The sequence below is a fragment of the Streptomyces sp. HM190 genome, assembly GCF_009857135.1.
Taxonomy (GTDB): Bacteria; Actinomycetota; Actinomycetes; order Streptomycetales; family Streptomycetaceae; genus Streptomyces; species Streptomyces heilongjiangensis.
Window position 1 is genome coordinate 4,932,548 of the sequence record NZ_CP047318.1, and the last position, 16,406, is coordinate 4,948,953.

15 protein-coding genes are annotated in these 16,406 nt (G+C 71.5%); 11 read left to right on the plus strand and 4 right to left on the minus strand.

The window, feature by feature from the left end:
* Positions 1-57: 57 nt before the first annotated feature.
* The 4 genes from GSY65_RS21015 (at position 58) to GSY65_RS21030 (ending at position 3,094) form a co-directional block, all read left to right on the plus strand.
* On the plus strand, positions 58-606 hold the full coding sequence (locus GSY65_RS21015) for a DinB family protein (protein ID WP_159771095.1): 549 nt from the start codon (positions 58-60) through the stop codon (positions 604-606).
* A 26-nt stretch (positions 607-632) separates the two neighbouring features.
* On the plus strand, positions 633-1,274 hold the full coding sequence (locus GSY65_RS21020) for a PadR family transcriptional regulator (RefSeq protein WP_159771098.1): 642 nt from the start codon (positions 633-635) through the stop codon (positions 1,272-1,274).
* Between the two features lie 75 nt (positions 1,275-1,349).
* On the plus strand, positions 1,350-2,318 hold the full coding sequence (locus tag GSY65_RS21025; RefSeq protein WP_201452612.1) for an ATP-binding cassette domain-containing protein: 969 nt from the start codon (positions 1,350-1,352) through the stop codon (positions 2,316-2,318).
* Positions 2,315-3,094, plus strand: coding sequence for an ABC transporter permease (locus GSY65_RS21030; RefSeq protein ID WP_159771101.1), 780 nt, complete (start codon positions 2,315-2,317; stop codon positions 3,092-3,094). Before GSY65_RS21025 ends, GSY65_RS21030 begins: the two co-directional genes overlap by 4 nt.
* 46 nt (positions 3,095-3,140) lie before the next feature.
* On the opposite strand, the gene GSY65_RS21035 is transcribed toward GSY65_RS21030, so the two are convergent.
* A complete protein-coding gene (locus tag GSY65_RS21035) occupies positions 3,141-4,574 on the minus strand; it encodes a glutamate decarboxylase (RefSeq protein ID WP_159771104.1) in 1,434 nt (477 codons plus the stop codon).
* Between the two features lie 88 nt (positions 4,575-4,662).
* On the opposite strand from GSY65_RS21035, the gene GSY65_RS21040 reads away from it, so the two are divergent.
* The gene (locus GSY65_RS21040) at positions 4,663-5,424 is read left to right on the plus strand and encodes a MerR family transcriptional regulator (protein WP_159771107.1); all 762 of its coding nucleotides are present in this window, start codon (positions 4,663-4,665) and stop codon (positions 5,422-5,424) included.
* Between the two features lie 151 nt (positions 5,425-5,575).
* The gene (locus GSY65_RS21045; RefSeq protein ID WP_159771110.1) at positions 5,576-6,562 is read left to right on the plus strand and encodes a DedA family protein; all 987 of its coding nucleotides are present in this window, start codon (positions 5,576-5,578) and stop codon (positions 6,560-6,562) included.
* 133 nt (positions 6,563-6,695) lie between these two features.
* On the opposite strand, the gene GSY65_RS21050 is transcribed toward GSY65_RS21045, so the two are convergent.
* From GSY65_RS21050 to GSY65_RS33930, 3 genes are all read right to left on the minus strand, one after another.
* Positions 6,696-8,414 (minus strand): threonine/serine ThrE exporter family protein, encoded by a 1,719-nt coding sequence (locus tag GSY65_RS21050; RefSeq protein ID WP_159771113.1) that lies wholly within the window; start codon positions 8,412-8,414, stop codon positions 6,696-6,698.
* A 145-nt stretch (positions 8,415-8,559) separates the two neighbouring features.
* Positions 8,560-9,051: an inorganic diphosphatase gene (locus tag GSY65_RS21055; RefSeq protein WP_055520960.1), complete on the minus strand. Its 492-nt coding sequence runs from the start codon at positions 9,049-9,051 to the stop codon at positions 8,560-8,562.
* A gap of 48 nt (positions 9,052-9,099) precedes the next feature.
* Positions 9,100-9,357, minus strand: coding sequence for a hypothetical protein (locus tag GSY65_RS33930; protein WP_236580279.1), 258 nt, complete (start codon positions 9,355-9,357; stop codon positions 9,100-9,102).
* A gap of 25 nt (positions 9,358-9,382) precedes the next feature.
* On the opposite strand from GSY65_RS33930, the gene dacB reads away from it, so the two are divergent.
* The 5 genes from dacB (at position 9,383) to ftsH (ending at position 16,325) form a co-directional block, all read left to right on the plus strand.
* On the plus strand, positions 9,383-10,786 hold the full coding sequence (gene dacB, locus GSY65_RS21060; RefSeq protein ID WP_328707508.1) for a D-alanyl-D-alanine carboxypeptidase/D-alanyl-D-alanine endopeptidase: 1,404 nt from the start codon (positions 9,383-9,385) through the stop codon (positions 10,784-10,786).
* 183 nt (positions 10,787-10,969) lie between these two features.
* Positions 10,970-12,094 carry a zinc-dependent metalloprotease gene (locus tag GSY65_RS21065; RefSeq protein ID WP_159771119.1) on the plus strand — a complete coding sequence of 375 codons (1,125 nt, stop codon included), beginning with the start codon at positions 10,970-10,972 and terminating at the stop codon, positions 12,092-12,094.
* A 191-nt stretch (positions 12,095-12,285) separates the two neighbouring features.
* On the plus strand, positions 12,286-13,467 hold the full coding sequence (gene tilS / locus GSY65_RS21070; protein ID WP_159771122.1) for a tRNA lysidine(34) synthetase TilS: 1,182 nt from the start codon (positions 12,286-12,288) through the stop codon (positions 13,465-13,467).
* A gap of 82 nt (positions 13,468-13,549) precedes the next feature.
* Positions 13,550-14,110 (plus strand): hypoxanthine phosphoribosyltransferase, encoded by a 561-nt coding sequence (gene hpt, locus GSY65_RS21075; protein WP_159771125.1) that lies wholly within the window; start codon positions 13,550-13,552, stop codon positions 14,108-14,110.
* 199 nt (positions 14,111-14,309) lie between these two features.
* Entirely contained in the window at positions 14,310-16,325 is a 2,016-nt protein-coding gene (gene ftsH / locus GSY65_RS21080) for an ATP-dependent zinc metalloprotease FtsH (protein WP_159771128.1), read from the plus strand.
* Positions 16,326-16,406 lie beyond the last annotated feature (81 nt).

Sequence of the window (16,406 nt, forward strand, 5' to 3'; positions counted from 1 at the left end):
CTTCGGAGGGGTCAGAGGGGCTCACCGGAGCCCGGACCCGACGGAAGGCGGACGGTCATGGTCACGCACGTGCAGGCAGAGGCGAAGGGCGACGAGCGGGGGGCGCTGCTCGCCTTCCTGGCGGAGCAGCGCGGCGGTCTGCGGCGCGCGCTGCTCGGCCTGACCGAGGAGCAGGCCACCAGCCGGCCGAGCGTCAGCGCACTCTCCCTGGCCGGGCTGGTCAAACACGTCGCCGAGGTCGAGCAGGGCTGGATCGCCCGCGCCAAGGGCGAACCCGCGGCGGTGCGGCGGGACGAGTCGAACTGGCACGAGTGCTTCACCCTCGTCGGCGACGAGACGGTGGAGCAGCAGCTCGCGTACTACGAGGAGGTCGCCGCCGCGACGGAGGCGTTCATCCGCGCGGTGCCGAGCCTCGACGACACCTTCGAACTGCCGGCGGCGCCCTGGCACCCGCAGGACGAGACGCTCTCGATGCGCTGGCTGTGCCTTCACCTGATCCGCGAGACGGCCCGGCACGCCGGGCACGCCGACATCATCCGGGAGTCGCTGGACGGCGCGACCGCCTTCGAGCTGGTGGCGAGGGAACAGGGCGGCAGCCGGGGCTGATCCGGCGGGGTCCTACGCTGGGCCCCATGTCAGCGATCCGTCTTCTCGTGCTGGGCGCGGTGCGCCAGCACGGGCGGGCCCACGGCTACCAGGTGCGCAACGACCTGGAGTACTGGGGCGCGCACGAGTGGTCCAACGCCAAGCCCGGCTCGATCTACCACGCCCTGAAGCAGATGGCGAAACAGGGACTGCTGCACGCGCACGAGATCGCCCCCTCCACCGCCGGCGGCCCGCCGCGCACCGAGTACGAGATCACGGAGAAGGGCACCGCCGCGTACCTGAGCCTGCTGCGGGAGTCCCTCGTCGCCCACGACCAGAAGCCGGACGTGCTCTCCGCGGCGCTCGGCTTCATGGTCGACCTCGACCGCGAGGAGGTCCTCGACCTCCTCCGGCAGCGGGTGCGCACGATCCGGCAGTGGCGCGCCGCCGTCACCGACCACTACACCCCCGAGGACGGTCCCGCGCAGCTCGGCCACATCGGCGAGATCATGAACTTCTGGGTCCACTCCGCCGACACCGGCGCCGAGTGGACCCAGGGCCTCATCGAGCGGATCCGCGGCGGCGCCTACACCTTCGCCGGTGAGGGTGAACCGTTCGTCGGTGTGCTGACCGAGGGCCAGGAGAACCCGTACGCGACGGGACGGCGGCATCCCGAGGACGACCGCTAATCAAGTTTGACCAATGCATCGCACTGCCGTACCGTGATCGTGTAGTCAAACTTGACTAGTGAGGGAGTGGGGACAGTGGCCGACACGGCGATCACCGTCGAGGGCGCGCAGAAGAAGTACGGCGACAAGAAGGCGCTGGACGGGCTCGACCTCACGGTCGCGTCCGGCACGGTGCAGGGCGTGCTCGGGCCCAACGGCGCGGGCAAGACCACCCTGGTCCGGATCCTGTCCACCCTGCTGCGCCCCGACGCGGGCCGTATCCGGGTGGCCGGGCACGACGTGGTGGCACACGCGCGTGAGGTGCGGCTGCGCATCGGCCTGCTCGGCCAGCACGCGGCACTCGACGAGGAACTCGACGGCCGGCAGAACCTGGAGATGTTCGGCCGCCTCCACCATCTGGGCGCCCGTCACGCGCGCGTGCGCGCCGACGAACTCCTGGAGCGCTTCGGCCTCACCGACACCGGGCGCAAGCCCGTGCAGCGGTACAGCGGCGGCATGCGGCGCCGCCTCGACCTCGCCACGTCCCTGATCACCCGGCCGGAGGTGCTCTTCCTCGACGAACCGACCACCGGTCTCGACCCGCGCGGCCGGGCCGAGGTGTGGACGTCCGTCCGCTCCCTCGTCGGCGGCGGCACGACGGTCCTGCTCACCACCCAGTACCTGGAAGAGGCCGACCGGCTCGCCGACCGCGTCGCGGTCGTCGACGGCGGCCGCGTCGTCGCCGACGGCACCCCCGACGAACTGAAACGCCTGACCGGCGGCGACCGCGTCGACGTCGTCCTGCGCGACGCCCGGCAGCTCGGCGCCGCGGCGGCCCTGCTGCCGGTGCCCAGGGGCGACGTCGCGGTGGACGCCGACCGCCGCCGCCTCAGCGCCCCCGTCACCGACCGCATGGCCGCCCTGGCCGGTGTCGTACGGGCCCTGGAGGACGCCGGGATCGAGGCCGAGGACATCGCCCTGCGCCGCCCGACGCTGGACGAGGTGTTCCTGCACCTCACCGGCGACGACCGGGCCGGGCACCACCGGATGGAGGAGGCCGCATGACCTCGTACGCGCTCGTCGATTCCTGGACCATGACCCGCCGTGAACTCGCCCACTGGGCGCGGCAGCCGGTCCAGGTCCTGGTCGCCCTGGTCTTCCCCGTCATGATGCTGCTGATGTTCGGCTACCTCTTGGGCGGCGGCCGCGGCGTCGAGGGCGACTACCTGTCCTACCTGGTGCCCGGCATGCTCGCGCTGACCATGGCGTTCGGGCTCGAAGGGACCATGATCGCCGTCACCCGGGACCTCGACAAGGGCGTCATCGACCGCTTCCGGTCCCTGCCGATGGCGAGCGGCGCCGTCCTGGTGGGCCGCGCGAGCGCCGACATGCTCCAGTCGGCGCTGAACCTCGCGGTGATGCTCGGCGCCGGGTACGCCCTCGGCTGGCGCGCGCACGGCGGGCCCGGGGCCCTCCTCGCGGCGGTCGGCCTGCTGCTGCTCCTCCGCTTCGCCATGCTGTGGGTCGGCATCCACCTCGCGATGGTCGCGGGGAAGCCGGAGATGGTGCAGGCCGTGCAGATCCTGGTGTGGCCCGTCGGCTTCCTGTCCAACGCCTTCGCCACCCCGCAGTCCATGCCGGCGTGGCTGGGCGCCGTCGTCGAGTGGAACCCGCTCTCGGCGACGGCCACGGCCGTCCGGGACCTGTGCGGCGACGCCGGCGCCACCTCCGCGTCCTGGGCCGCCGACCACGCCGCCCTCCTCGCGGTGGCCTGGCCCCTGGCCCTGACCGCCGTCTTCTTCCCCCTGGCGGCCCGGCGGTTCGCCCGCCTCGACACGTAGCCGGGAGCGCCCCGGGGCGGACCCGGCGAACGCCGGACCAACACGCCTAGTGGTGGAAGCCGGTGGCGGCGGCCTTGTCGCGGGTCAACGGGTGCGGCTGCTTGCGCAGTTCGGGCAGCAGCCGCCCCAGGTCCTCCACGAACAGCTCGGCGAGGTCGGAGGAGAACCCGTTGCGGCACACCACACGCAGCACGGACAGGTCCTGCCGGTTCTCCGGGAAGGTGTACGCCGGCACCAGCCAGCCCCGCTCGCTCAGCCGCCGCGCCACGTCGAACACGTCGTACGCGGTGACGTCGTCGGTGGTGGTGAAGGCGAACACCGGCAGCTCGTCGCCCCGTGTGAGCAGCCGGAAGTCACCGAACGCGGCCACGCGCCCGGCGAGCCCGGTGGCGACGTCCCGCGCGGACCGCTGCACCGCCCGGAACCCCTCGCGGCCCAGCCGAAGGAAGGTGTAGTACTGCGCGACGACCTGGGCGCCCGGCCGCGAGAAGTTCAGCGCGAACGTCGGCATGTCGCCGCCCAGGTAGTTCACCCGGAACACCAGTTCCTCCGGCAGCTCGGCCGGCGACCGCCACAGCGCCCAGCCCACGCCGGGGTACACCAGCCCGTACTTGTGCCCGGACGTGTTGATCGACGCGACCCTCGGCAGCCGGAAGTCCCACACCAGGTCCTCGTCGAGGAACGGCGCGACCATGGCGCCCGACGCCCCGTCCACGTGGACGGGCACGTCCAGGCCGGTGCGCTCCTGCAGCTCGTCGAGGGCCGCGCACAGCTCCGCGATCGGCTCGTAGGAGCCGTCGAAGGTGGACCCGAGGATGCCCACGACCCCGATGGTGTTCTCGTCGCACAGCGCGGCGGCCGCCGCCGGGTCGAGGTGGAACCGGTCGCCCTCCATGGGCACCTGCCGGGCCTCCACCTCCCAGAAGTTGCAGAACTTGTCCCAGCAGACCTGCACATTGACGCCCATGACCAGGTTGGGCCGGGCGCCCGAGGACGGGTAGCGGTCGGCGTTGCGCTGCGCCCACCGCCGTTTGAGGGCCATCCCGGCGAGCATGCACGCCTCGCTGGACCCGGTGGTCGAACAGCCGACGGCCGTGTCGGGGTCCGGCGCGTTCCACAGATCGGCGAGCATCGCCACACAGCGCCGCTCCAGCTCGGCCGTGCGCGGATACTCGTCCTTGTCGATCATGTTCTTGTCCCGGCACTCCGCCATCAGGATGCCGGCCTGCGGCTCCATCCAGGTGGTGACGAAGGTGGCGAGGTTCAGCCGCGCGTTGCCGTCCAGCATGAGTTCGTCGCGGACCAGCTGGTACGCAGTGGAGGGCGCGAGCGGGCCGTCCGACAACCGGTGCTTGGGCGGGGCCTCCGCCATACCGGCGACCGGGTCGGCCGCGCCGTAGAAGGGGTTCATGGCGATCCGCCGCCGGCCGTCGTGATGCCGGTCGTCCGGGGCGGGAGGGTCCCATCGGTGCAGGGGCATGTCTTCGACGGTAGGTCCGCCGCGGGGGACTTGCACCTCACGCGACGTGAGGACCCAGGCTGGAGGGCGACCGAAGGAGGAGCGGACCATGAGTCACACCGTGGGACAGGTCTCCGGATACGCCGGGATCACGGTGCGCACGCTGCACCACTACGACGAGATCGGCCTGCTCGTACCGAGCGAACGCACCCACGCGGGGCACCGCCGTTACAGCGACACCGACCTCGACCGGCTGCAGCAGATCCTGTTCTACCGGGAGCTCGGGTTCCCCCTCGACGAGGTCGCGGCCCTGCTCGACGCCCCCGACGCGGACCCGCGGGAGCACCTGCGCCGCCAGCACGAGCTGCTGACCGCCCGGATCGAGAAGCTGCAGAAGATGGCCGCGGCCGTGGAGCACGCCATGGAGGCACGGAAAATGGGGATCAACCTCACGCCGGAGGAACGGTTCGAGGTCTTCGGGGACAAGGACCCCGAGCAGTACGCCGAGGAGGCGGAGCAGCGCTGGGGCGGCACCGACGCCTACGCCGAGTCGCAGCGCCGCGCGGGCTCGTACACCAAGGACGACTGGAAACGCATGCAGGCCGAGGTCGCCGCCTGGGGCGAGCGCTACGACGCCCTGATGGCCGCCGGTGAACCGGCGACCGGCGAGGCCGCGATGGACCTGGCCGAGGAGCACCGCCTGCACATCTGCCGCTGGTTCTACGACTGCCCCTACGACATGCACCGGTCCCTCGCCGAGATGTACGTCGCCGACGAACGGTTCAAGGCGTACTACGACTCCGTGCGCCCGGGGCTCGCGGAGCACCTGAGGGAGGCGATCGCTGCCAACGCCGCCCGCCCGCGCCCCTGACCACACAGCTTGGTCCCGGGGCGGGCACAGGGCACCCTGGAGGAGCCCGTGGAACCTAGGGGGGTGACCATGCGTTGATAGCTTTGGTCACCCCTGTGGGTCCTCACCCACGGGTCCTCACTTGTCTCTCACCCCCCAGGAGCCCGGAACCGTGACGACGATCGCCCTCGGACCGAGCTGGCTGGACCCGGATTACCTGCTCGACTCGTTCGGGATCTGGGGCCTGCTCGTGATCGTGTTCGCCGAGTCCGGCCTCCTCATCGGCTTCTTCCTGCCCGGCGACTCGCTGCTGTTCACCGCCGGCATGCTCATCGCGACCGACGTGCTGGACTTCCCGCTGTGGTTGGCGATCGTGCTGATCTGCGTCTCGGCGATCCTGGGCGACCAGGCGGGCTACATGTTCGGCAAGAAGGTCGGCCCCGCCCTCTTCAAGCGCCCCGACTCGCGCCTGTTCAAACAGGAGAACGTCACCAAGGCCCACGAGTTCTTCGAGAAGCACGGCCCGAAGTCCCTCGTCCTGGCCCGCTTCGTGCCCATCGTGCGTACGTTCACGCCGATCATCGCCGGCGTCAGCGGCATGAAGTACCGCACGTTCCTGATCTTCAACGTCGTGGGCGGCATCCTGTGGGGCGCCGGCGTCACGCTGCTCGGCGCCTGGCTCGGTCAGATCGAGTTCGTCGCGAAGAACATCGAGGCGATGCTGATCCTGATCGTCCTCATCTCGGTGCTCCCGATCATCATCGAGCTCCTGAAGGCCCGTAAGGCCAAGAAGAACCAGCCCGTACAGCCCCCGGCCGCCCCGGTGATGGACGACGCGACGACCCAGCTCCGCCGCGTCCCCTCCGGCGACCAGCCCCAGCCGTACGCCCAGCAGCCCCCGCACCAGCAGCAGTACGACCAGCACCCGGGCTACGGCAACCAGAGTCACCAGGGCGGCTATGGCAACCAGGGCCACCAGGGCCACGGCAACCAGGGGTACGACAACGGCGGCCACCAGGACTACGGCTACCAGCAGCCCCCGCAGCAGCCGTACGCCCCGCAGTACCCGCAGGGCCACCAGTACCCGCAGGACCCCCGCCAGGGCCAGAACCACGGCGACAACCAGGGCTACCAGGGGCAGAACTACCCGCAGTACTGACCGGCCCCGCCCCGAACTCCGCGCCCTTGTCACCAGGGGCGCGGATCGCTTTTCAGGGGTGCGGGGACCTGCGCGATCAGCCCGAGACGGCCCGCCGCCGCCCGCGAACAGCACACCCCCGGGCGGCAGGCGCTCAGAATCCGCGGGTCCGCTTCGCCGCCTTGCGTCCCGCGCGGGCCGCCCCCGGCAGGAACAGCCGGAACAGCTCCGAGCCCAGGTTCACCCCGATCGCGATGGCCATGGCCAGCGCCGCCGCCTTCGTCAGCGAGACGAGCCCCGCGTCCACGTCGTTCTGCGCGAAGGCCAGCAGCCCGAAGTACGTCGCCGAACCCGGCAGCAGCGGGCCGATCGCCGCCGTCGTGTACGGCAGCGCCGACGCGAACCGGTAGCGGGACAGCAACTGCCCGAACAGCCCCACCACGCCCGCGGCCACCGCCGTGGAGGCGACCGGTGAGATGTCGCCCGCGTAGTGCATCGCCCCGTACACCGACCAGGCCACACCCCCGTTGAGGGTCACCGCCAGCACGGTGGATCGTTCCTGCTGGAGCAGGACGGCGAAGGTCAGCGACAGCAGCATCGACGCCACGAGCTGCAGCACGGGTCGCTCGGCGGTGCTCAGCGCCGCGTCCGGGTTCAGCTGGGCCCCCAGCTTCACCCCGAAGTACAGGACGAACAGCACCCCCACCACGATGCCCACGAAGAGGTACATGACCTCCAGCAGCCGGGCGGAGGCGGTGATGTAGAAGCCGGTCAGCCCGTCCTGGACGCCCGCGACGAGCGCCCGTCCGGGCAGCAGGGCGAACAGCCCACCGGTGATGACGGCGGCGGCCTCCACGTCCACGTGGAACACCGTCAGCAGCACGCCGATCGCCGCCGGCGGCATCGCCGCCACCAGGAACTGGTAGAACTCCGGCAGCCCCCGCCCGGAGCACACCCACGCCAGCCGGTCGCCCAGCATGGCCCCGAGCGCCGCGGCGACGAACACGATGACACCACCGCCCACCAGCGTGGACGCCGCGCCCGCCAGCAGCCCGCTGGAGGCCGTCAGCACCCAGCCGGGGTACGGGTGCCGGTTGCGCCGTATCTCCGCGAGCCGCCGGTACGCCTCCTCCAGCGAGATCACGTTCTCCGGGTCGCTGAGGTCGTCCACCAGCCGGAAGACCGCCGCGAGCCGCGTGTAGTCGGTGGCCCGGCGCCGCACGATCCGTGAGGCGGTGACCGGGTCGTCCACCAGCGACGGCTGATGGGTCACCGACAGCTGCGTGAACGTCACCGTCGGCTCGCAGCGGTCCAGGCCGTAGGACCGGCAGACGGCGAACATCGCCGCCTCCACGTCCTCCGCGCCCTCACCGCCCGCGAGCAGCAGCTCCCCGATGCGCAGCGTCAGGTCGAGCACCCGAGGCACGGCGGGCCCCGACTCGCCCTCCGCGCGCACCGGCTCCGGCGCGGGCCGCTCCGCCACCGGCATCCGCAGCATGGTCCGCATCCGGTCCTGCCACGGCGCGTCCTTGGTCAGGCTGACGGTCGGTATCCCCCCGGGCGGCGTGAACGCGGGCGGCGCCTGCCGCGCGCGGTACGTCCGCGGTGTGCCGAACGCCGACCCCTCCTGCTCGCCGGCCACCGGCTCGGGCGGTGTGAGTCCCCGCGGCAGCGCGAACTCCGAGGTCGTCTGCGCCTCGGGCTCCGCCGCGACCGGCGGCACGTCCAGCCCAGCGGGGATCGCGAACTCCGACGTCACCGACGACTCGCCGTCGATCCCCGGGACCGGGCCCGCCTGGCCCGCCGTTCTCACGGCGGCGAAGGCGCTCCCCGCCTCGTCCGACACCGGCACCCGGTCCTCGCGTCCCGTCACTCCCACTCCGCGGCGCTCCCTGTACGACAGCTCCAGTACGCCTCAGTATGCGCGGCGCGACACGCCGGAACGCGAACGGGCCACGCGTCCCGCAAGGGGACACGCGGCCCGTCCGGTTCACCGGCCCGCAAGGCGGGGGGGGGGGTCAGTGACCGCCCTGCTCCTTGAAGCGCTTGTACGACTTCTCGACCTCGGCCTCGGCCTCGGCGCGGCCGACCCAGTCGGCGCCCTCGACGGACTTGCCGGGCTCCAGGTCCTTGTAGACCTCGAAGAAGTGCTGGATCTCCAGGCGGTCGAACTCCGAGACGTGGTGGATGTCACGCAGGTGCTCCACGCGCGGGTCGGACGCCGGGACGCACAGCAGCTTGTCGTCGCCGCCGGCCTCGTCGGTCATCCGGAACATGCCGATCGCACGGCACTTGATGAGGCAGCCGGGGAAGGTCGGCTCCTCCAGGATGACCAGCGCGTCCAGCGGGTCGCCGTCCTCGCCGAGGGTGTTCTCGACGAAGCCGTAGTCGGCCGGGTAGCTGGTCGAGGTGAAGAGCCGACGGTCCAGGCGGATCCGACCGGTCTCGTGGTCCACCTCGTACTTGTTCCGCGAACCCTTCGGAATCTCGATCGTGACGTCGAACTCCACCGGTGGCTCCTCCATGATCAACACATAGTTCTGGTGGTTAAGTGTCCCTCACGCAGGTGTGTGATCGCGAAAGGGGCTGGTGGTCGTGCCCGAGCCGAAGGTCTGGCGGGCCGCGAGACCGCATGTGGTGCGGGTCGCGCGCGCCGTGAAACCGGCTGTCGTGCGGATGACGCACGCCGTGAAACCCGGTGCCGCGCGCGTCGCACGGGTGGTGAAACCCGGTGTCGTACGCGTCACGAGCGCCGTCGGCACGCGCTCTTCGCGACTCACGAAGAGCACGAAGAACCTCACGAACGTCCAGCTCACCGCAGGTGCTGCCACCCTGGGGCTGGTGCTCTCGGCCGGCGCCGTCCTCGCCGCCGGGCCCTGGGACTCCACCGGTCAGCGTACGGCCGAGCGCGACTGGGCCGCATCGCACGGCCACGAGGGTGGCGCAGATCACGGACGTAGTTCCGGTACGTCGTCCGGCGCGGCCCAGGGAGCGCCCAAGCCCGCGCCGAGCGCCCCCTCCGTCCTGAGCGGCCTCGGCGGCGTCTCCGGCGCGGGCTCCGCGCCCGGCGGCGACGCCCTCGCGGCCGTCCTCGACCCGCTCCTGCGAGCCCCGGCGCTCGGCCCCCGCCGCGCGGCGGCCGTCGTCGACGTCACCACCGGCGAACTGCTGTACGGCAAGGGCGCCGACGACGCGCTGACGCCCGCCTCCACCACCAAGATCGCCACAGCCGCCGCGGCCCTGTCGGCGGCCGGCCCCGACCACCGCATCGAGACCCGCGTCGTCCTGGAGCCCGGCTCCGACGAGGTCGTCCTCGTCGGCGGCGGCGACCCCACCCTGACGGCCCACGAGGACGCCGACGGCTACGCGAGCCTGCGCACCCTCGCCGACCGGACCGCCGCCGCGCTCGACAAGCGTCACCTGGACAAGATCACGCTCACCTACGACACGTCCCTCTACGACGGCCCCGAGCTGCACACCATCGGCCGCGACGAGAACCTGGCCCCCGTCACCGCCCTGATGGTCGACGAGGCCCGCACGAACGACACCACCAGCGGCACGGCCCCGCGCAGCCTCGACCCCGCCGCGGACGCCACCCGCGCCTTCGCGGACCTCCTGGCGGACCGCGGCATCAAGACGGCCGAGGGCCCCGCCGAGGGCCCCGTCACGGCCTCCCGCAAGGCCCAGGAGATCGCCTCCGTCTCCTCGGCGCCCCTGTCCACCCTGGTCGAGCGCATGCTCACCCACAGCGACAACGACATCGCCGAGGCCCTCGCCCGCCAGGTCGCCCTCGCCACCGGCGAACCGGCCAGCTTCGAGGGCGGCGGCGCGGCGATCAAGAAGGAACTCAGGAAGCTCGAACTCCCCGTCGGCGACGTCGCCTTCGCCGACGGCAGCGGCCTGAGCCGGGGCGACCGGCTGACCCCCGGCCTGCTCACCTCGCTCCTCGCCGCCGCCGCGTCCCCCTCCCACCCCGAACTCCGCCCGGTCCTCACCGGTCTCCCCGTCGCCGGCTTCACGGGCACCCTGCGCACCCGCTACCCGGCCGGCTCCACCGGCACCGGCGTCGTCCGCGCCAAGACCGGCACCCTGACCGGCGTGAACACCCTCGCCGGCACCGTCGTCGACGCCGACGGCCGCCTGCTCGCCTTCGCCTTCATGGCTACGGAGACCACCAGCCGCGACGCGGCCCAGGCAGCCCTGGACACCGCGGCTTCAGCCCTGGCCGAGTGCGGCTGCCGCTGATCCACGGGAGGGCCTGCGCCCCTGACGGGCCGCGGGCCCCGAGGGGCGCGGCGCGGCGACACACGCGCCTCCGCGGCGTGGGGGCGAACCACCCCCGCCGACCCGCGGTCGCCCACGACCCCTGGGCACCCCCCCTCTCGCGCGGCCTGCCCCCAGCGGCAGCGCTCCCGTACGGTTGACGACATGACGCAAATCGGTGGTGCCGAGATGGTCGACTGGAATCTCGCGGTGGCGACCGCGACCCGGCTCGTGCGGCCGGGCCCCGAGGTGAGCCGCGACGAGGCACGCGCCATCGTCGCCGAGCTGCGCCGACACGCGAAGGCGTCGGAGGAGCACGTCCGCGCGTTCACGCGGATGCTCCCCGACGAGGCCGACGACACACCCGTCCTCGTCGTCGACCGCCCCGGCTGGGTCCGGGCGAACGTCGCCGGGTTCCGGGAGCTGCTCAAACCGCTGCTGGAGAAGATGCAGGAACGCCGTGCCGGCAGCCCCGGCGGCGCCGTGCTGGGCGCCGTCGGCGGCAAGGTCACCGGTGTCGAGCTCGGCATGCTGCTGTCGTTCCTCGCCTCCCGGGTCCTCGGCCAGTACGAGACCTTCGCCCCCGCCTCCCGCGAACTCCCCGCGAGCGAGAACGGCGGCGGCCGGCTCCTGCTGGTCGCCCCGAACATCGTGCACGTCGAACGCGAACTCGACGTGCAGCCGCACGACTTCCGCCTCTGGGTCTGCCTCCACGAGGAGACGCACCGCACCCAGTTCACGGCCGTGCCCTGGCTGCGCGACCACCTGGAGGGCGAAATCCAGTCGTTCTTGCAGGAGACCGAGGTCGACCCCATGACGGTGCTGGAGCGCATCCGGGAGGCCGCCCAGTCACTCGCGGGGGGCCGCCCCGAAGGAGAGGCCGGCGACGACGGTCACTCGATCGTGGAGTTGGTGCAGACCCCCGCCCAGCGAGAGATCCTCGGCCGCCTCACCGCCGTCATGTCCCTCCTGGAGGGACATGCCGACTTCGTCATGGACGGAGTGGGGCCCGCGGTCGTCCCGTCCGTCACCGAGATCCGCGAGAAGTTCCAGCAGCGCCGCGCGAAGGGCGCCTCACGCCTGGATCTCGCCCTGCGCAAGCTGCTCGGTCTCGATGCCAAACTCAGGCAGTACCGGGACGGCGAACGGTTCGTACGGGCAGTCGTCGAACAGGTCGGCATGGACGGCTTCAACCGTGTGTGGACCTCGCCGAACACCCTGCCGACCAAGGCGGAGATCTCCAAACCCGCGGACTGGGTCGCACGGGTGCACCGCAAGGCGGAGTCGTGAGCCGCGCGCGAGCGTGGTGAACGAATCCGGCCGACGGCAGGCGAACGCCCCTCCAATCACCCGTCCGAGGGACCGTGAGCGATGGGTAGGCGTGCAATGCTCGGGGAACGGCCCGGTTCTGTCACCATCTACACACTCTGAGTGACCGACCTCGGGCTCACCCCCCGACTATTTCGTGAAGGGAACCGGACATGGGTCCCCACCCCGCGGTCGCGGCGATACGCCTGGCGGTGCGCCGCGTACTCCACGACATCCTCACCGAACACCACACGCACACCACCCGTCGCACGCCCGCCCGCACCACCTCGGGCGCGCCCCCCCTCACCGGCGCACCACCGGCGCCCACGCCCCTCACGGCCGCACCCCCCGAGGCCGTGCCGGGCCCGACGCCCTCCCACGACACTCCGGCCCCCCGCCCGGCTCCCCCCGCCGACGGGGCCGTCCCGCACGCGCCCGCACCCCCGCCGCTGGTGCTCGTCGCCTGCTCCGGCGGCGCCGACTCCATGGCGCTCGCCTCCGCCCTCGCCTTCGAGGCGCCGAGGCTCGGCATCCGCGCCGGCGGCATCACCGTCGACCACGGACTGCAGCCCGGCTCCGACGTGCGCGCCGCGGAGGTCGTCCTGCGCCTGCGCGAACTCGGCCTCGACCCCGCCGAGTCCGTCGCCGTCACCGTCGGCCGCGCCGGCGGCCCCGAGGCCGCCGCCCGCGACGCCCGCTACGCCGCCCTCGACGCCGCCCTCGACCGCCACGGCGCCACCGCCGTCCTCCTCGGCCACACCCGCGACGACCAAGCCGAAACCGTCCTCCTCGGCCTCGCCCGCGGCTCCGGCATCCGCTCCCTGTCCGGTATGGCCGCGGTCTCGGGGGCCGGCGGCCGCTACCGCCGCCCGTTCCTCACGCTCGACCGCCAGACCGCCCGCAAGGCGTGCATGGTCCAGTCCCTCCCCGTCTGGGATGACCCCCACAACGCCGACCCCGCCTACACCCGCTCCCGGCTCCGCCACGAGGGACTGCCCGCCCTGGAGAAGGCCCTCGGCAAGGGCGTCGTCGAAGCCCTCGCCCGTACGGCCCAGCTCTCCCGCGACGACGCCGACGCCCTCGACACCTGGGCCCGCCAGGCGGAAGCCTCCGTACGCGACGCCGCCGGCCTGCTGGAGTGCGCCAAGCTGTACGCCCTGCCCCCCGCCGTACGCCGCCGCATCCTGCGCCGCGCGGCCATCGAGGCCGGTGCCCCGGCCGGTTCCCTCTTCGCCCGCCACATCGAGGAGATCGACCGGCTCATCACCGGATGGCGCGGCCAGGGGGCCATCAATCTCCCCGGCCGGGTCGTCGCCCAGCGCCAGGGTGGCAGACTGGTGATTCGGCAAGGCTGAAACCGGACGCCGAAGGGGCCCCTCACCGGGCCCCTGCCCCCAGGGGGAGAAGTGTCCGGCGGCCCTGGGACGACCGAAAGTGATGCGGGTGGACGCGAAAGACATGGGTGCCGACCTCAAGCAGGTGCTCATCACCAAGGAAGAGATCGACGCGAAGCTGGCCGAGCTGGCCGCGAAGATCGACGCGGAGTACGCGGGCAAGGACCTGCTGATCGTCGGCGTCCTCAAGGGCGCGGTGATGGTCATGGCGGACCTCGCCCGGGCGCTGTCCACCCCGGTCACCATGGACTGGATGGCCGTGTCCTCCTACGGTGCGGGCACCCAGTCCTCCGGCGTGGTGCGGATCCTCAAGGACCTCGACACCGACATCAAGGGCAAGCACGTCCTGATCGTCGAGGACATCATCGACTCCGGCCTGACCCTGTCCTGGCTGATCTCCAACCTCGGCTCCCGCGAGCCCGCCTCCCTCAAGGTGTGCACCCTGCTCCGCAAGCCCGAGGCCGCCAAGGTCGCCATCGACGTCGAGTGGGTCGGCTTCGACATCCCCAACGAGTTCGTCGTCGGCTACGGCCTCGACTTCGCCGAGAAGTACCGGAACCTCCCGTTCGTCGGTACGCTCGCGCCCCACGTCTACGGCGGCTGAACCACCCGCGTCACGCGCACGGGCCAGTCTTACTGAGACGCACGGGAACCCCAGCGGGTTTCAAGCCGTTGGAGCATGCGAGGACGGGGTGCCATCGGTCCTACGCGGCTTCGGGTGACAATGCTGGGGTACCGTCCGAAGAACAGTCTTTATCAAACTCACTATGGCAGGAGGGACGGGGCGGCACCGCTCCGTATGGATGGACGTGAAGCGATACTTCCGTGGGCCAGTCATGTGGATCGTGCTGGCCGTCCTTGCCGTGGTCGTGTTGATGCAGGTCGTCGGCTCGTCCGGCGGCTACAAGACGGTGGACACCGGCCAGGTCGTCCAGGCGATCAATGACAACAAGGTCCAAGAGGCCAAGCTGACCACCGGCGAAGAGCAGCTCCTGAAGGTGCAGCTCAAGGACGGCGAGAAGATCGAGGGCAGCTCGAAGATCCAGGCGAGCTACATCGGCGACCAGGGCGTCACCCTCGCCAACACCCTGCAGGACAAGTACCAGAGCAAGCAGATCCCCGACGGCTACACGGTCTCCCCGACCAAGCAGAACGCTTTCGTCGGCATCCTGCTGTCCCTGCTCCCCTTCGTCCTGATCGTCGTCGTCTTCCTGTTCCTGATGAACCAGATGCAGGGCGGCGGCTCCCGGGTGATGAACTTCGGGAAGTCCAAGGCCAAGCTCATCACCAAGGACACCCCGAAGACGACCTTCGCCGACGTCGCGGGCGCGGACGAGGCCGTCGAGGAACTCCACGAGATCAAGGAGTTCCTCCAGGAGCCCGCCAAGTTCCAGGCCGTCGGTGCCAAGATCCCCAAGGGCGTCCTGCTCTACGGCCCGCCCGGCACCGGCAAGACGCTCCTCGCGCGCGCCGTCGCCGGCGAGGCGGGCGTCCCCTTCTACTCGATCTCCGGTTCCGACTTCGTCGAGATGTTCGTCGGTGTCGGTGCCTCCCGTGTCCGCGACCTCTTCGAGCAGGCCAAGGCGAACGCCCCGGCGATCGTCTTCGTCGACGAGATCGACGCGGTCGGCCGCCACCGCGGCGCCGGCCTCGGCGGCGGACACGACGAGCGCGAGCAGACCCTGAACCAGCTCCTCGTCGAGATGGACGGCTTCGACGTCAAGGGCGGCGTGATCCTCATCGCCGCGACGAACCGCCCCGACATCCTCGACCCGGCGCTGCTGCGCCCCGGCCGCTTCGACCGGCAGATCGCCGTGGACCGCCCGGACATGCAGGGCCGCCTGGAGATCCTCAAGGTCCACCAGAAGGGCAAGCCGGTCGCGCCCGACGTCGACCTGTCCGCCGTCGCCCGCCGCACCCCCGGCATGACGGGTGCCGATCTGTCCAACGTCCTGAACGAGGCCGCCCTGCTGACGGCCCGTAGTGACAAGAAGCTGATCGACAACCAGATGCTGGACGAGGCGATCGACCGCGTGGTCGCGGGCCCGCAGAAGCGGACCCGGATCATGTCGGACAAGGAGAAGAAGATCACCGCGTACCACGAGGGCGGCCACGCCCTGGTCGCGGCGGCCTCCCCGAACTCCGACCCGGTCCACAAGATCACGATCCTGTCCCGGGGCCGCGCCCTCGGCTACACGATGGTCCTGCCGGACGAGGACAAGTACTCGACCACCCGCAACGAGATGCTCGACCAGCTCGGCTACATGCTGGGCGGCCGCGCCGCCGAGGAACTGGTCTTCCACGACCCGACCACCGGCGCCGCGAACGACATCGAGAAGGCCACCAATCTGGCCCGCGCGATGGTCACCCAGTACGGCATGACCGAGCGGCTCGGCGCCATCAAGTTCGGCGGCGACAACACCGAGCCGTTCCTCGGCAGGGAGATGGCCCACCAGCGCGACTACTCGGAAGAGGTCGCCGCGCTCGTGGACGAAGAGGTCAAGAAGCTCATCGAGAACGCGCACAACGAGGCCTGGGAGATCCTGGTCGAGAACCGCGACGTCCTCGACAACCTCGTCCTGCAGCTGCTGGAGAAGGAGACGCTGGGCAAGGAGGAGATCGCCGAGATCTTCGCCCCCGTCGTCAAGCGTCCGCCCCGGCCCGCCTGGACCGGCTCCTCCCGCCGCACCCCCTCCACCCGTCCGCCGGTGCTCTCCCCCAAGGAGCTGGCCCTGACGAACGGCGCCAACGGCGCGACGCCGGCGATCACCGCCAAGTCCACCGTCGAGGCCACCCCGGAGGAGCGTCCCGAGAGCTGACGCCCAGCCGATGAGATCCGGCCACCGGGAGCCACCGCTCCCGGCCGCGGCCGCCTCGCCAGGCCCGGAATGGATGCCGCG

Coding starts and splice junctions, on each gene's coding strand:
- GSY65_RS21065 (WP_159771119.1), top strand. CDS start 10,970: ATGACGCAAATCGGTGGTGCCGAGATGGTCGACTGGAATCTCGCGGTG.
- GSY65_RS21020 (WP_159771098.1), top strand. CDS start 633: ATGTCAGCGATCCGTCTTCTCGTGCTGGGCGCGGTGCGCCAGCACGGG.
- GSY65_RS21040 (WP_159771107.1), top strand. CDS start 4,663: ATGAGTCACACCGTGGGACAGGTCTCCGGATACGCCGGGATCACGGTG.
- tilS (WP_159771122.1), top strand. CDS start 12,286: ATGGGTCCCCACCCCGCGGTCGCGGCGATACGCCTGGCGGTGCGCCGC.
- ftsH (WP_159771128.1), top strand. CDS start 14,310: ATGGACGTGAAGCGATACTTCCGTGGGCCAGTCATGTGGATCGTGCTG.
- GSY65_RS21035 (WP_159771104.1), bottom strand. CDS start 4,574: ATGCCCCTGCACCGATGGGACCCTCCCGCCCCGGACGACCGGCATCAC.
- GSY65_RS21015 (WP_159771095.1), top strand. CDS start 58: ATGGTCACGCACGTGCAGGCAGAGGCGAAGGGCGACGAGCGGGGGGCG.
- hpt (WP_159771125.1), top strand. CDS start 13,550: ATGCGGGTGGACGCGAAAGACATGGGTGCCGACCTCAAGCAGGTGCTC.
- GSY65_RS21030 (WP_159771101.1), top strand. CDS start 2,315: ATGACCTCGTACGCGCTCGTCGATTCCTGGACCATGACCCGCCGTGAA.